Here is an 11,512-nt window from a genome sequence, read left to right on the forward strand (position 1 = left end):
GGGTTCTTGACCACCGGCACCCGGACGGTGCCGGGACTACCAGCGGTAGTGGGCGAAGGCCTTGTTCGACTCGGCCATCTTGTGCGTGTCCTCGCGGCGCTTGACCGCGGCACCGAGACCGTTCGACGCGTCGAGGATCTCGTTCATGAGCCGCTCGGTCATCGTCTTCTCGCGACGGGCCTTGGCGTACGAGGTGAGCCAACGGAGCGCGAGGGTGTTCGCGCGGTGCGGCTTGACCTCGACCGGGACCTGGTAGGTCGAGCCACCGACGCGGCGGCTACGGACCTCGAGGGTCGGACGGACGTTGTCGAGCGCCTTCTTCAGCGTCACGACGGCGTCCTGCTGGTTCTTGGCGGAAACGCCCTCGAGTGCACCGTAGACGATGCGCTCGGCGAGGCCCTTCTTGCCGTCGAGCAGGATCTTGTTGACGAGCTGGCTGACGATCGGCGCACCGTAGACCGGGTCGGCGACGACGGGACGCTTGGGGGCGGGACCCTTACGAGGCATCTAACTCAACCCTTCTTCGCGCCGTAGCGGCTACGAGCCTGCTTACGGTTCTTGACTGCCTGGGTGTCCAGGGCGCCACGGATGATCTTGTACCGCACACCCGGGAGGTCCTTCACACGACCGCCGCGGACGAGCACCATCGAGTGCTCCTGGAGGTTGTGGCCCTCACCGGGGATGTAGGCCGTGACCTCGGTGCCGTTCGAGAGCTTGACACGAGCGACCTTGCGCAGTGCCGAGTTCGGCTTCTTGGGGGTGGTGGTGTAGACGCGGGTGCACACACCACGCTGCTGGGGGTTCGCCTTCAGGGCGGGCGCCTTGGTCTTGGTGACCTTCGGCGTACGACCCTTGCGAACCAGCTGCTGAATAGTAGGCAACTGTTCTCCTGGTTCTTCGCTCGTGCTCTCTGGCCGGCGCGTTCCGCCGGCTTCCTCGTCCCACGCTGAGCACCGCCGGACGGCGGGTGTTCGAGTGGGGGACGGAGTGGTCCGGCTGGGCGATCCCGCTCGCCGGACTTTTCGGGCGCGCCCGAGGGCGCACACCCGGTAGAGACTACCCGCGTAACGGGACGAAATCAATCCGGGTCGCCCCGGGAACCGACACCGTCATGAGCCGGTGTCGGACGACCCGTTGCCCACCGCCGAGCGGAACGTCGCGCCGTCGCTCGAGAAGCCGGTGACGTACCCGCTCGCGTTCACGTTGAGCGGCCCCGCGGACGCCGTTCCGGTGCCGGCAGCGCCCGAGATGTCGGCCGTGTACTTCGCCCGGCCGGGCGCCGTCGTCGTGATCAACCAGCCGTTCGTCGTCCAGCTGCCGACCCGGACCGTCGGCCGCGTCTCGAGCGTCCACTTCTGGTTCGAGTACGTGTACGCGGGGTTCTGCCCGTACGCGTAGAAGCTGCACCCGGCGGGGGCGGCGTCGGCGGAGGCGATGCAGCCGTCCACCCAGTCGTCCACCGCTCGCTTGGCAGCCTGCTGCCCGGCGGTGGTCAGGGTCGTGGTCATCTGCACCGGGGTCGAGGTCGACCGACCGAACCCGCTGACGCTCGCCGATCCCCCACGGGCCGTGGTCCACTTGCCGCCGTCGAAGGCGACGTCGTACGTGCCGGGCAGTGCACGGAGGCTCACCGTGCCGTCCTTCGCGGTCTCCACGTTCCGGCCGGCGACGGTGACCGCCGCACCGGACGGCCCCCGCACGGCGACGGCGACCGATCCGAGCTCGGGGGCCTGCAGCTCCCAGATCGGGAACACACCCCAGTCCGTCCCGGTCTTGTCCAGCGTGAAGGTCGCAGCGACGTCCTGCCCGCCCTGGCGCAGGTACGCGCGGACCGTCGCGGTGTCGCCGTCCGTGCGCGTCGCGGCGACGCGGTAGCCCGTGACCTTGTCCGATGCCTTCGCGTAGGCGGCTTCGCCGAGCAGCACGTCGGTCTTCTCGCGTTCGATGCCCGCGTCGTCGAGGGCATCGGCCACGCGTCCGGCCGTCAGGTCGTCGAGGAACGCCCGCACCGGGCGGTCCGCCGAGTGCGAGGAGGAACCGACCGAGTACCCGACGACACCGGCCACGAGCAGCAGGACGACCGCCGTGCCGCCCGAGATGATGCCGATGAGCTGGCCGCGACGGAGCTTCCGGCGAGGACGCTGCGTCACCGGTCCGGGCACCCCGGGCATCCCGGTGAATCCGGGGGCTCCTGCACCGGGACTTGGACTCTGGGCCGTTGCCCCGGACGTTCCGTCGGTCCCACGGATCGAGGCCACCGGCGGGACGGCGCCCCAGCCGCCCTGCTGGTCCGGATCCTGCGCGTGCTGGTCGCTCATCGTTCCCCCGTTGCGTGTGCGTCGTGCCCTGCGAACACTACCGTCCGGCGGGTTCCTCGCCCGCGTTCGTCCGGTTCGGCCCGGAGCGCTCGTCAGGCCTGTCCGGACGCGCCGTCCCGGCCGCGCCAGAGCCGCCCCCGGTCCGTGCCTGGTGGCGAGCCATCGTGATCCCGCCGAGCACCGACAGGAGCGCCACCACGACGGACCCGACCACGAACGGCCCGAGGGCGTAGCCCGCGGGGAAGACGAGGAGCTCCGTCGCGTCCGAGCGGACGAGCGCGTAGCCCACGGCTCCGACGCCGAGCATGACCAGGTAGACCGTCGCCGCGGCCACCAGCGCCGTGACCCCGGGGTTGCCGTCGCGCACGCCGGCCGCGGTCGCGAGGAAGACCACCACCGCGCCACCGACCACCATCGCGGGCCCGAGGTACGGGGTGGCGTCGGGCTGCGAGATGACCTCGACGTCGGCGAGCAGCGCTTCGAAGCCCGTGACGGCGATCACGAGCGCGATGAAGAGGACGGACGTCATCGTCGCGATCAACCACCGGGACATGGGCCGATCGTATCGCCGACCAGCTGGTCAGCGAGCGGGTTCGGCGTGGTCCGTGTCGTCGGCGTGCTCGCGACGGTCCGCCCGGTCGGACTGCTCCTGCGCTGCGGCGACCAGGGCGAGCGCGATCGTCGCCGTGATGATCGGGACGGTCTCCGTCATGGGGGCGGGCGCGGAATCCGGCATCGTCGCGGCCGTCTCGTCCGTCGGGTCCGTCGGGTCGTCGGACTGGAGGCCCGTGGCGGCGTCCGCCTCGGCGGTGTCCTCCGGCTCGTGGTCGCGCAGCGCCGGGCCGATGACCGGCAGCACCCCGGTGGTCGCGGCCGGCTCGGCGTGCAGGACCGGCGGCTCGCTGGACACGGATCCGTCGCGCTTCGCCGCGCGACGCGCTCGGCCCATCTTCACCAGGACGACGACGGCGACGATCGCCCAGATCCCGTTGACGATGGTCGAGGGGACGGCGTGGTGCGCGGCGACGTTGATGGCCACCGCGAGGCCGCCGACGAGGTTGAACAGCTGGTAGAGCGGGCCGTTCGGGATCTTGCCGGTGGAGAACAAGATGTAACCGGCTAGAACGGTTACTGCGCCGAACCAACCCAGGAATTCCACGATTCCGACCAACACGCGCGACTCCGGGCACGACGAGGAACGGCCGGTTCGAGCCGACCGTTCGAGAGGGGATGAGCAGCCGCGATCACGGCGTCTGGTGCATCGTAATCACAACGACGGGTGTCGCGGAAGTGGGGTCGGCGTGGCGCGGACGACCCCAGTCCGTGGGGGTCGGGTCAGCCCTTCGCGGCCGTGTCCGAGTCGGCGGCCAGGACGTACACGTAGCCACCGAACGTCCACGTCGTCGCAGCCGCCGCGGCCGGGTCGGTCGACTCCTGCGAGATGGAGGACGACACCGTGGTGACGAGGAAGAGTCGAGCGCCGTCCTGCATGCCGCCGACGAAGGACAGGGCCTGGTCGAACGACCCGTCGACCGACACGGAGACGGGGATGGCCGAGAAGTTCGCGGCCGAGATCGCCGGGTCGGTCACCGGCGCCGTCGCGGCGCCGGTGGATGCCGCGGTCGGCTCGGGCGTCGCCTCGTCCGTCGCGGAGGCCGACGAGTCCTCGGTGCCCGCGGCAGTCGAGGCTGCGACGGGGGCGGTGTACGCCACAGCGTCCGACGTCGTGATCGCGGACACCTTCACACCCGCCCGGGCCGCGACGCTGTCGACAGCACCGTAGAAGGCGGACATGTTCGCACTCGACGGCACCGAGGTGGTGAGCTCCGCGAGTTCCGCCTTCATCGCCGGCAGGGACTTCGCGCGGTCCTTGAGCCGGGCGAGTTCCGCCGCCGTCGTCCGGTTCGTCGCGTCCACCGACACCTGGTCGGTACGGTCGCTCGCGGCCTGTGCGAGATGTGGCTGCACGCCGAGGAAGAACCCCGCGAGTGCCACCACGACCATCGCCACGACGGCGAGGAGCATGTTGAGTCGGTTGCGGGTCATCTCACTCGCCCTTGTCCTGGTACTTGCCGTCGAAGGCGGCCTGGTCGACGTGGATCGTCATGTTCACCGTGTACGTCCCGGTCGTCGGGTCGAGCGTGACCGAGTTCGCGGTCGCGTCGACGAAGCCCTTGAGCCCCTTGACGGCATCGAGCCACGACGGAACGGACGGCAGCGTCGGGCTCTGCGCGTCGATGGTCAGGGTCGCGACACGCTGCCCCTGGAGCGGGGTGTCGGCCTGCGCGTAAGTCTCCAGCGGCGTGGCCGAGTCGATCGCGACGCCGGTGATCTCGACTCCCGCCGGGAGCGATGCCTTCAGCGAAGCGAGGTACGGCTGCCAGGCGATCTCCGTGGCCCCGCCGACCGACTGCGCGGCTTCACGCAGCGCGGTACCGGCCTCCGTGTCCCGGACCTCGCGGTAGTTCGCCTGCTGCTGCAGGAGTGACAGGGTCTCGTCCTGCGCGTGGGTCAGGTCGTCGTGCGCCTGGCTGGACAGGAGGCTGGCTCCGGCGGTCGCGATCCCGACCACGATCGCCACGAGGACGACGCCCGCCCACATCCGACGGACGACACGGCTGCTGCGTCGATCGGCGAGGACCTCGGTGGGCAGCAGGTCGACACTGGGGCGGCCCCCGACGACGATCTCGCTGGGCGTGGTCCGACGCTGACGCTTGACGCGCTCCGCGGTCTCGGCGGCGACACGCAGGGCCGGGTCGGGCGCTGCTCCTCGACGGCGACTCCGCCCAGAGCGCGAGGGCTTCGACTTGGTCGACTGGCTCATGCTGCCTTCCCTCCCGCGGCGAGTCCCCATGCCACCGCGATCGATGCGCCGTGGGCGTGCAGGTCCTCGACCCGGATGGACTTCGCGAGCGCGACGTTCGCGAACGGTGCCCCGAACCGGACGGGCGTCCGGGTGAACTCCGAGAGCGCCGCGGCGAAACCGGGGAGCGCAGCTGCAGCACCGCAGAGCAGGATCTCGCCGACGGGCTCGGCAGGGTGGGTGTTGACGAAGTAGTTGACGGTGTTGCGGAGACTCGAGAGCAGTTCGCCCATCGTCTCGCGGACCGCCGCGACCGCGAGCGCGTCGTCGCCGGTCCGCGCCCGCTCGGGATCCATGCCCAGGTGGCGCTTGACGGCTTCGGCCGCTCCCTCGTCGATCGTCAGCCGACCGGCGAGGAGCCGCGTGATGTCGTCGCCGCCGGTCGGCACGATGCGGACGAACTTCGGGACGCCGTCGGTGACGATGACGACGGTCGTCGTGTTGCCGCCACACTCGACGATGGCCACGGTGCCCGACCGGCTCACCGGCGCGAGGACACGTGCCAGGGCGAACGGGATGAGGTCGACACCGACCGGCTTGAGCCCGGCGTTCTGGACCGCGCGGACGTTGGCGAGCACGGCGTCCTTCACCGCGGCGACGAGGAGACCGCTCACGGTGGGGCCGTTCTCCCCCGTCTCCTCGCTCGTCGGGTAGAAGTCGAGGATGGCGTCGCCCACGGGCACCGGGAGCATGTCCTGCACCTGGAAGGGCAACGATTCACGGATCTGCGCGATGGGGGCCTTCGGGACCGTCAGGTCGCGCGACAGCACTCGCTGGTTGCCCATGCCGAGCACGACGTCCTTCGAGCGGAAGCGCCCGAGCGACCAGAGCTGTCGGAGCGCACCCGCGACGGTGTTCGGCTCGAGCACCTCCCCCTGCTTCGTCGCGCCCGGGGGCACGGGCACCTCGGCGAACCGCAGGATCGTCGGTCTCGGCTTGTCGGCGTCCTGGACCTCGACAGCACGTATCGCGGCGGCGCCGATGTCGACGCCCACGATGCTCTTCGACATGGGTGGTCCTTCCGTGACCGTCTTCGGGTCGGTCTGGTGGGTCAGCGCGCGACGAGGCGTCAGGCGAGTCCGAGGAGGCGCAGGTAGCCGTCCCATGCGGGGGCACCGACGGCGATGCCGAGCCAGGCACCCGCGAGCATCCAGGGGCCGAACGGGATCCCGCTGCGACGGCCCGCCCGGCGCACGACCAGGAGGACGACTGCGAAGCTACCTCCGAGCAGGAACGCCGCGAAAGAACCCACTGCGAGGGGTCCCCATCCGAGGTACGCCAGCACGAGGCCGAGCACGCCGGCGAGCTTCACGTCACCGAGCCCCATCCCGCCGGGCACCGCCAGCGCGAGCACGAGGTAGACGCCGCCGAGGACGACCAGGCCGATGAGGCCCCGGAGCGCGGCGCCCCAGTCCCCGGACGCCGCCGACGCCGCCAGCAGGAGCAGGGGCAGCACGACGTAGGCCGGCAGCACGATCCGGTTCGGCAACGTGTGGGTGTCGAGGTCGATGAGCGTCAACGAGATGCTGATCGCCATCAGGTAGAGGAGTGCGACGAGCAGGATCGCAGCGTGGATCGTTCCGGGAACGCCGTCCGGCGCCGCCAGCGGCGACCACGGTGCGAGTACCGAGAGCAGCGTCACCGCGACGAACAGGAGGCCCGTGGCGGCTTCGACGAGCGGGTACCGGGCCGAGATGGGCGCGCCGCAGTCGCGGCACCGGGCGCGCAGGACGAGCCATGAGATCACGGGCACGTTGTCGCGACCTCGGATCGCGTGACTGCATCCGGGGCAGGAGCTGGCCGGCGCGACGACGGACATGCTCGCGGGCACCCGGTACACGACGACGTTCAGGAACGACCCGATCGCGAGACCGAGCACACCGACCAGCGCGGCGACGAGGGGCGCCACCGAGGCGAAGGAAGCCACGGTCACTTCCCCGTCGGGGTGCCGTCGGCGCGGAAGGCCGTGGCCGACTCGGTCTCGGTCGTCACACCGTAGGTGGTCGAGACCGGCTGCAGGAACTTGGGCGGGGCCGAGGACTTGAGTCTGCTGTCGTACGAGTACGCCTTCGCGTACCCCGTCAGCAGGCCGTTGCCGTACGAGGTGCGGACCGAGCCGCGGAACTGCTGGGCGATCGATCCGTAGATCGTGAGGATGCCGAGGTTCGACCCGTACTGGCTGTTCTGGACGTTGAACGTGCCGAGGTTGCTGGCGATGGCCGCGTCGATCTCGATGTTCTTGGTCGGCGCCGTGTTCGTCGAGTAGGAGCTGCTGCCCGTGTTGCAGACCGTGTTCGACCAGCCGGAGTAGCTCGAGCACGACACGGGGTTGTAGACGGAGACCGCCTTCTGCCCGACGAGCCCGAGCATGTCGTCGGAGGTCCGGCCGTTCTGGTAGACGATGTTCCCGGTCACGTACAGGAAGTTCTCCGCGGCGAGGGTCATCTGTCCGCCGAAGGACCCGGAAACGAAGGCATCACCGCTTCGGCACCCGTAGTACCCGGCATCCCCGCGCGTTCCGGTGAACTCGCCGTTGAGCGGGTACCCCAGGCCGTTGCCGTAGTCCGAACTCGTCGAGGTCCCCGACTTGACCGTCTGCTGGCAGTAGACCGGCGAACCCGCGTTCACGGTCCCGTTGACCGTGCCGGACGGTGTGGCGCTGGACGCCCAGTAGTTCGGGTCACCGACCGTCGACGGCACGCTCTGCACGTAGACCAGGTTCGCGGGCAGCGTGGGGACGACGGCACCGGTTCCCCGGAGAGCAGCGACTGAGCCGCACAGGGCGTCGTTCCCCGGGCCCGGTGCGATGGCGCTGCCGTTGGCGTTGCCCTTGACCTGTGTGGAGATGGTCCACGGTGAGACCACGCGCATCTTGCCCCCGGCGAGGAACGTGATGGACGTCGGACCGGTGTACAGGCACCCGGGCTTCGCCACCTTCTCGGGGATGTCGGTCCGTGCCTCCTGCTTCATGTTCGCGTTGGTGCTCGGCATGGGGAGCGTCCCGACGTTCTTGATCCTCCCGCTGATGAACTTCGTGGACGAGCGGCAGGCGGAGTCGATGGTCGTCGCCTTGCTCGTGTAGAAGAAGTCGGCGGGCCCCGTGTCCTGCACGCTCGAGTTGAACGTCGCTCCGCAGGCGGTGATGACGTCGTTCGACCGGACCGGCCCGTCGAGGACGTCACCGCTGGCGAACGTGACGGCTTCACAGCTGCTGCTGGAGCTCCAGTCGTCGTCGTTGCGGTGGTTCGAGACGCAGCCGGCGTTCGTCAGGCTCGGGTCCTGGGACTCGTAGTTCGTGAAGTACAGGTAGTTGACGAAGCCGTCGCCGCGGAGGTCCACGACGATGGTCCTCGTCGTGGCACCGGCCTTCCCCGTCACGCGCAGGCGGACCTTGCCGGTCGTCGAGTAGTCGGAGTTGTCGACCTCGTACCGGTAGGACTGGTCGGTGCTCCCGACCACGTTCGCCCACGAGCCGTCCTTCGCGGTGCCGAAGGCCTTGTTCGCCGGATCTGCCGTGTACGTGCTCGTCGACGAGAACGCGGTGCGCACGCCGTACTTGACGTAGGCGTTGTCGGCTGCCAGGCGGCCCTGGTAGTCGGAGAGACCCGCGTACGCGGCCGCGATCGCCTTGTTGTAGTTCGTGTCGGTCGTCGCTTTCGTCGCACCGCTCGTCGCGGTGGCGACGACGAGGGACAGCACGATCATGAGCACCGCACCGATCCCGATGACGGCCGCGAGGGCGACCCCGCGTTCGTCGTCTCGGGCACGCAGGCCTCGGAGGATCCGGATGAGCATCATGACTCCGTGGCTGCGCCGTAGTCGAGGTTGCGCAGGTTGATGGTGGCCTGGAACGTGCTGTCGTTGACGGTCACGCCGCCCGTCGACCCCACGGTCAGCGCCACGCGGACGGACCGGATCGTGTCGTAGGTGGCATTCGCCGGCGCGGACACGGGACCGTCGTCCGCGTTGACGTACGAGAAGAGCGTGCCTGCCCGGACCACGTCGGCGAGCCACAGCGTCCGGGTGGCGCCGGTGAACGTGCAGTACCCGCCGGCCGGGCAGTCGCCCCGCTGCAGCTGCATGCGCAGCCGGTTCGACACGACGTCGACCGTCACCTTGGTGAGCCCGGCCCGTGCGCTCGACAGGTCGACACCCGAGTAGAACTGCACGCTCCTGCCAGTGGCGCTCACGAACGCGGGCGCACTGACCGTCTTGCTCACCTGCCACCGCGAGGCCTCACGCAGGTACCGGCTGAGCTGCGTCATCGACGTGGTGCCCTGTCGGGTGCTGTCGTTGACCGAGGACACCGTGCGCTGCGCCTTCGAGATCGACACGAAGAAGCTCCCGACCAGGGTGAGCAGCAGCGACGTCACGAGCATGGCGACGAGGAGCTCCACGAGCGTGATCCCGCGTTGATCGCTACGCAGACGACGGAGGAGGGCGCGCATCAGCCGGCCGGCCTCGGGTCGACGAGCACGACGCCATCGGTGACGGCTCCGTTGCTGACCATCGCGGTGTTGGTGGCGGTGACCGTGAGCGGCGTCGTCGCCGCGCCCGCGGTGCCGCCCGTGAACAGCTTCCAGGTTCCCCACGGCAGGGCGATCGTCATGCTGTCGGACGTCGGCTTCGGGAAGCTCAGGGTCATCCCCTTCGCGCAGCCGGGATCGCCGTTCACGGCTGTCGTGGTCTTCGCGGTGATGAAGAGCGCCTTGTCCGGCTTGGCGAGCGTGATCGCGCCCATGCTGATCGGGATCGGCCCGGTCGCGTCCTTGAACTCCGTCGCCGTCCCCTTCTTGCCGGCCTTGTTGGCGGTCGTCCAGGCACCTGGTTCCGGGCCCAGGCAGGTCGCTGCGGCGTCGGACGACACGTCTGCGGAGTACAGACCGGCCACCGCCTGGTACCCCGAGGGGAACGGGAACAGGGCCGCGCTCGTCGGGGCGGGGTTCAACACGGTCGTACCCGACGTCCCGTTGGTGATCGACAAGGGCAGGTTCGTCGGCAGGATCGCGGACGATGCCGGCGAGGTCACGTACTTGAACGAGTAGGTCGTCACCTTGTCGAAGGTGAAGGCGGCGGCACCGGAGCTCCCGACCGACACCGTCACCGACTGCGATGACGGACTCAGCTGTTGGGTCGAGTCGATGTACCCGGTGCGGGCGACCGACACCTTGTAGGTCCCGGGCGCGACGCCGGCCACGTAGGTGCAGCCCTCCGCGTCCGTCGCCGGGAACGTGACCCCGGCGGGGCCACCGCTCACGGTCGGCACGACCCCGGAGACGCCGATCCCGTTCGCGTTCGTCACGCCGACGAGGATCGAACCCGTGGTGTCCGAGTTGATGTTCGTGAGTGGAGCGATGGCGCTCGACATCTCGACCTGCTGGTTCCCGGACGCTGCAGCACTGGTCTTCCACCGCACCGTGACCGTCACGGCCTTGTACGACAGGCTGCCGTCGCCCGTGCCGCAGGCGGTGGCCGCGCCGGACGACCGGGTCCACGACACCTTCCGGGTCAGGTCGAAGACCTGGTTGCCGACCTGCTTGGTGGCGGTCCCGCTCTTCACGTTGAAGATGCTCGGGGTGTCCCGGAGGTCGTCGATGTCCTCCATCGCGATCGTCGACGCGACCTCTCGAGCACGGGTGTCCTTCGACAGCACCAGTGAGGCGGCGATGCCCGCGGCGATCCCGGCGGCGATCAGGGCGAAGATCGTCATCGCGACCATCACCTCGATGATCGTGAAGCCGTCCTCGCTCTCACGTGCGGAACGCAGTCGCTCGGCGATGCGCGAGATCATGGCGTTCCTTCCTCGTGGAGAGATGGCATAGCCCGTGCGGTCGTTCGACCGCACGGGCACTCCTCAGTACTACTTCTTGGTGAAGACGCCGGCGGAACAGGAACCCTCGGCTACGCCGGAAGCGTCGGTCGCGCCGAACGTCTTACCAGTCGCGGTGCTCTTGCCCGCGATGCAGAAGGCAGTCTTGTCCGCGTTGACCGTGTAGGTCAGGGTCGTGTCCGTACCAGAAGTACTGCCCGCGGCCTTGTACGGGTCAGCGGCCAGTTCCGCCGTGCTGATGCTTGCGGGAAGCGTTCCCGAGTCCGACTGCGTGACAACGGTCACGACCGCGGTCTTCGCGTTCGTGATGTCGGACTTGACGGCCGAGTTCTTCGCGTTGTTCTGCACGCTGATGTACACCGGGATGGCGATCGCGGCGAGGATGCCGATGATGATGACGACGACGAGGAGCTCGATGAGCGTGAAGCCCTTCTCGCCGTCCTTCAGGAGACCCTTGCGGCGAGCGTCGAGCTTGCCCATGAGAGCGAAGTACATGGTTGT

The 11,512-nt window shown here is 69.3% G+C and carries 13 protein-coding genes; all 13 read right to left on the reverse strand.

Going from position 1 to position 11,512, the window contains the following annotated elements:
* Positions 1 to 36: 36 nt before the first annotated feature.
* The 13 genes from rpsG to DEJ21_RS18680 all read right to left on the reverse strand — a co-directional run bounded on the left by rpsG (position 37) and on the right by DEJ21_RS18680 (position 11,506).
* A complete protein-coding gene (gene rpsG, locus DEJ21_RS11385) occupies positions 37 to 507 on the reverse strand; it encodes a 30S ribosomal protein S7 (protein ID WP_017885539.1) in 471 nt (156 codons plus the stop codon).
* Positions 508 to 512: 5 nt separating this feature from the next.
* A complete protein-coding gene (gene rpsL, locus DEJ21_RS11390) occupies positions 513 to 881 on the reverse strand; it encodes a 30S ribosomal protein S12 (RefSeq protein WP_017885540.1) in 369 nt (122 codons plus the stop codon).
* Between the two features lie 228 nt (positions 882 to 1,109).
* Positions 1,110 to 2,318 (reverse strand): hypothetical protein, encoded by a 1,209-nt coding sequence (locus tag DEJ21_RS11395; RefSeq protein WP_146247756.1) that lies wholly within the window; start codon positions 2,316 to 2,318, stop codon positions 1,110 to 1,112.
* Positions 2,319 to 2,355: 37 nt separating this feature from the next.
* Complete coding sequence (locus tag DEJ21_RS11400) at positions 2,356 to 2,871, reverse strand: DUF6121 family protein (RefSeq protein ID WP_111224643.1); 516 nt, start codon at positions 2,869 to 2,871, stop codon at positions 2,356 to 2,358.
* Between the two features lie 27 nt (positions 2,872 to 2,898).
* Positions 2,899 to 3,426: a hypothetical protein gene (locus DEJ21_RS11405; RefSeq protein ID WP_111224644.1), complete on the reverse strand. Its 528-nt coding sequence runs from the start codon at positions 3,424 to 3,426 to the stop codon at positions 2,899 to 2,901.
* 227 nt (positions 3,427 to 3,653) lie between these two features.
* Positions 3,654 to 4,364, reverse strand: coding sequence for a hypothetical protein (locus DEJ21_RS11410; protein WP_111028966.1), 711 nt, complete (start codon positions 4,362 to 4,364; stop codon positions 3,654 to 3,656).
* A 1-nt stretch (position 4,365) separates the two neighbouring features.
* Positions 4,366 to 5,142, reverse strand: a complete 777-nt coding sequence (locus tag DEJ21_RS11415; RefSeq protein ID WP_111038485.1) for a hypothetical protein — start codon at positions 5,140 to 5,142, stop codon at positions 4,366 to 4,368.
* Positions 5,139 to 6,191 (reverse strand): type IV pilus assembly protein PilM, encoded by a 1,053-nt coding sequence (gene pilM / locus DEJ21_RS11420; RefSeq protein ID WP_111224645.1) that lies wholly within the window; start codon positions 6,189 to 6,191, stop codon positions 5,139 to 5,141. The genes DEJ21_RS11415 and pilM overlap by 4 nt, the downstream gene beginning before the upstream one ends.
* A gap of 59 nt (positions 6,192 to 6,250) precedes the next feature.
* Positions 6,251 to 7,114, reverse strand: a complete 864-nt coding sequence (locus DEJ21_RS11425; protein ID WP_375342399.1) for a prepilin peptidase — start codon at positions 7,112 to 7,114, stop codon at positions 6,251 to 6,253.
* Complete coding sequence (locus tag DEJ21_RS11430) at positions 7,111 to 8,979, reverse strand: hypothetical protein (RefSeq protein ID WP_111038483.1); 1,869 nt, start codon at positions 8,977 to 8,979, stop codon at positions 7,111 to 7,113. Before DEJ21_RS11430 ends, DEJ21_RS11425 begins: the two co-directional genes overlap by 4 nt.
* Positions 8,976 to 9,629: a PilW family protein gene (locus DEJ21_RS11435; RefSeq protein WP_111224646.1), complete on the reverse strand. Its 654-nt coding sequence runs from the start codon at positions 9,627 to 9,629 to the stop codon at positions 8,976 to 8,978. The genes DEJ21_RS11430 and DEJ21_RS11435 overlap by 4 nt, the downstream gene beginning before the upstream one ends.
* Positions 9,629 to 10,972 carry a carboxypeptidase-like regulatory domain-containing protein gene (locus tag DEJ21_RS11440; protein WP_111224647.1) on the reverse strand — a complete coding sequence of 448 codons (1,344 nt, stop codon included), beginning with the start codon at positions 10,970 to 10,972 and terminating at the stop codon, positions 9,629 to 9,631. The genes DEJ21_RS11435 and DEJ21_RS11440 overlap by 1 nt, the downstream gene beginning before the upstream one ends.
* A 69-nt stretch (positions 10,973 to 11,041) precedes the next feature.
* Positions 11,042 to 11,506: a type II secretion system protein gene (locus DEJ21_RS18680; RefSeq protein WP_111099579.1), complete on the reverse strand. Its 465-nt coding sequence runs from the start codon at positions 11,504 to 11,506 to the stop codon at positions 11,042 to 11,044.
* Positions 11,507 to 11,512: the final 6 nt, after the last annotated feature.

Source organism: Curtobacterium sp. MCSS17_006, from assembly GCF_003234215.1.
Taxonomy (GTDB): domain Bacteria; phylum Actinomycetota; class Actinomycetes; order Actinomycetales; family Microbacteriaceae; genus Curtobacterium; species Curtobacterium flaccumfaciens.

What these genes read in the sequence shown, in the direction of transcription:
- DEJ21_RS11430 (WP_111038483.1), bottom strand. Translation starts at nt 8,979, where the DNA reads ATGATGCTCATCCGGATCCTCCGAGGCCTGCGTGCCCGAGACGACGAA.
- DEJ21_RS11415 (WP_111038485.1), bottom strand. Translation starts at nt 5,142, where the DNA reads ATGAGCCAGTCGACCAAGTCGAAGCCCTCGCGCTCTGGGCGGAGTCGC.
- rpsG (WP_017885539.1), bottom strand. Translation starts at nt 507, where the DNA reads ATGCCTCGTAAGGGTCCCGCCCCCAAGCGTCCCGTCGTCGCCGACCCG.
- DEJ21_RS11435 (WP_111224646.1), bottom strand. Translation starts at nt 9,629, where the DNA reads ATGCGCGCCCTCCTCCGTCGTCTGCGTAGCGATCAACGCGGGATCACG.
- DEJ21_RS18680 (WP_111099579.1), bottom strand. Translation starts at nt 11,506, where the DNA reads ATGTACTTCGCTCTCATGGGCAAGCTCGACGCTCGCCGCAAGGGTCTC.
- DEJ21_RS11395 (WP_146247756.1), bottom strand. Translation starts at nt 2,318, where the DNA reads ATGAGCGACCAGCACGCGCAGGATCCGGACCAGCAGGGCGGCTGGGGC.
- DEJ21_RS11440 (WP_111224647.1), bottom strand. Translation starts at nt 10,972, where the DNA reads ATGATCTCGCGCATCGCCGAGCGACTGCGTTCCGCACGTGAGAGCGAG.
- pilM (WP_111224645.1), bottom strand. Translation starts at nt 6,191, where the DNA reads ATGTCGAAGAGCATCGTGGGCGTCGACATCGGCGCCGCCGCGATACGT.
- DEJ21_RS11410 (WP_111028966.1), bottom strand. Translation starts at nt 4,364, where the DNA reads ATGACCCGCAACCGACTCAACATGCTCCTCGCCGTCGTGGCGATGGTC.
- DEJ21_RS11400 (WP_111224643.1), bottom strand. Translation starts at nt 2,871, where the DNA reads ATGTCCCGGTGGTTGATCGCGACGATGACGTCCGTCCTCTTCATCGCG.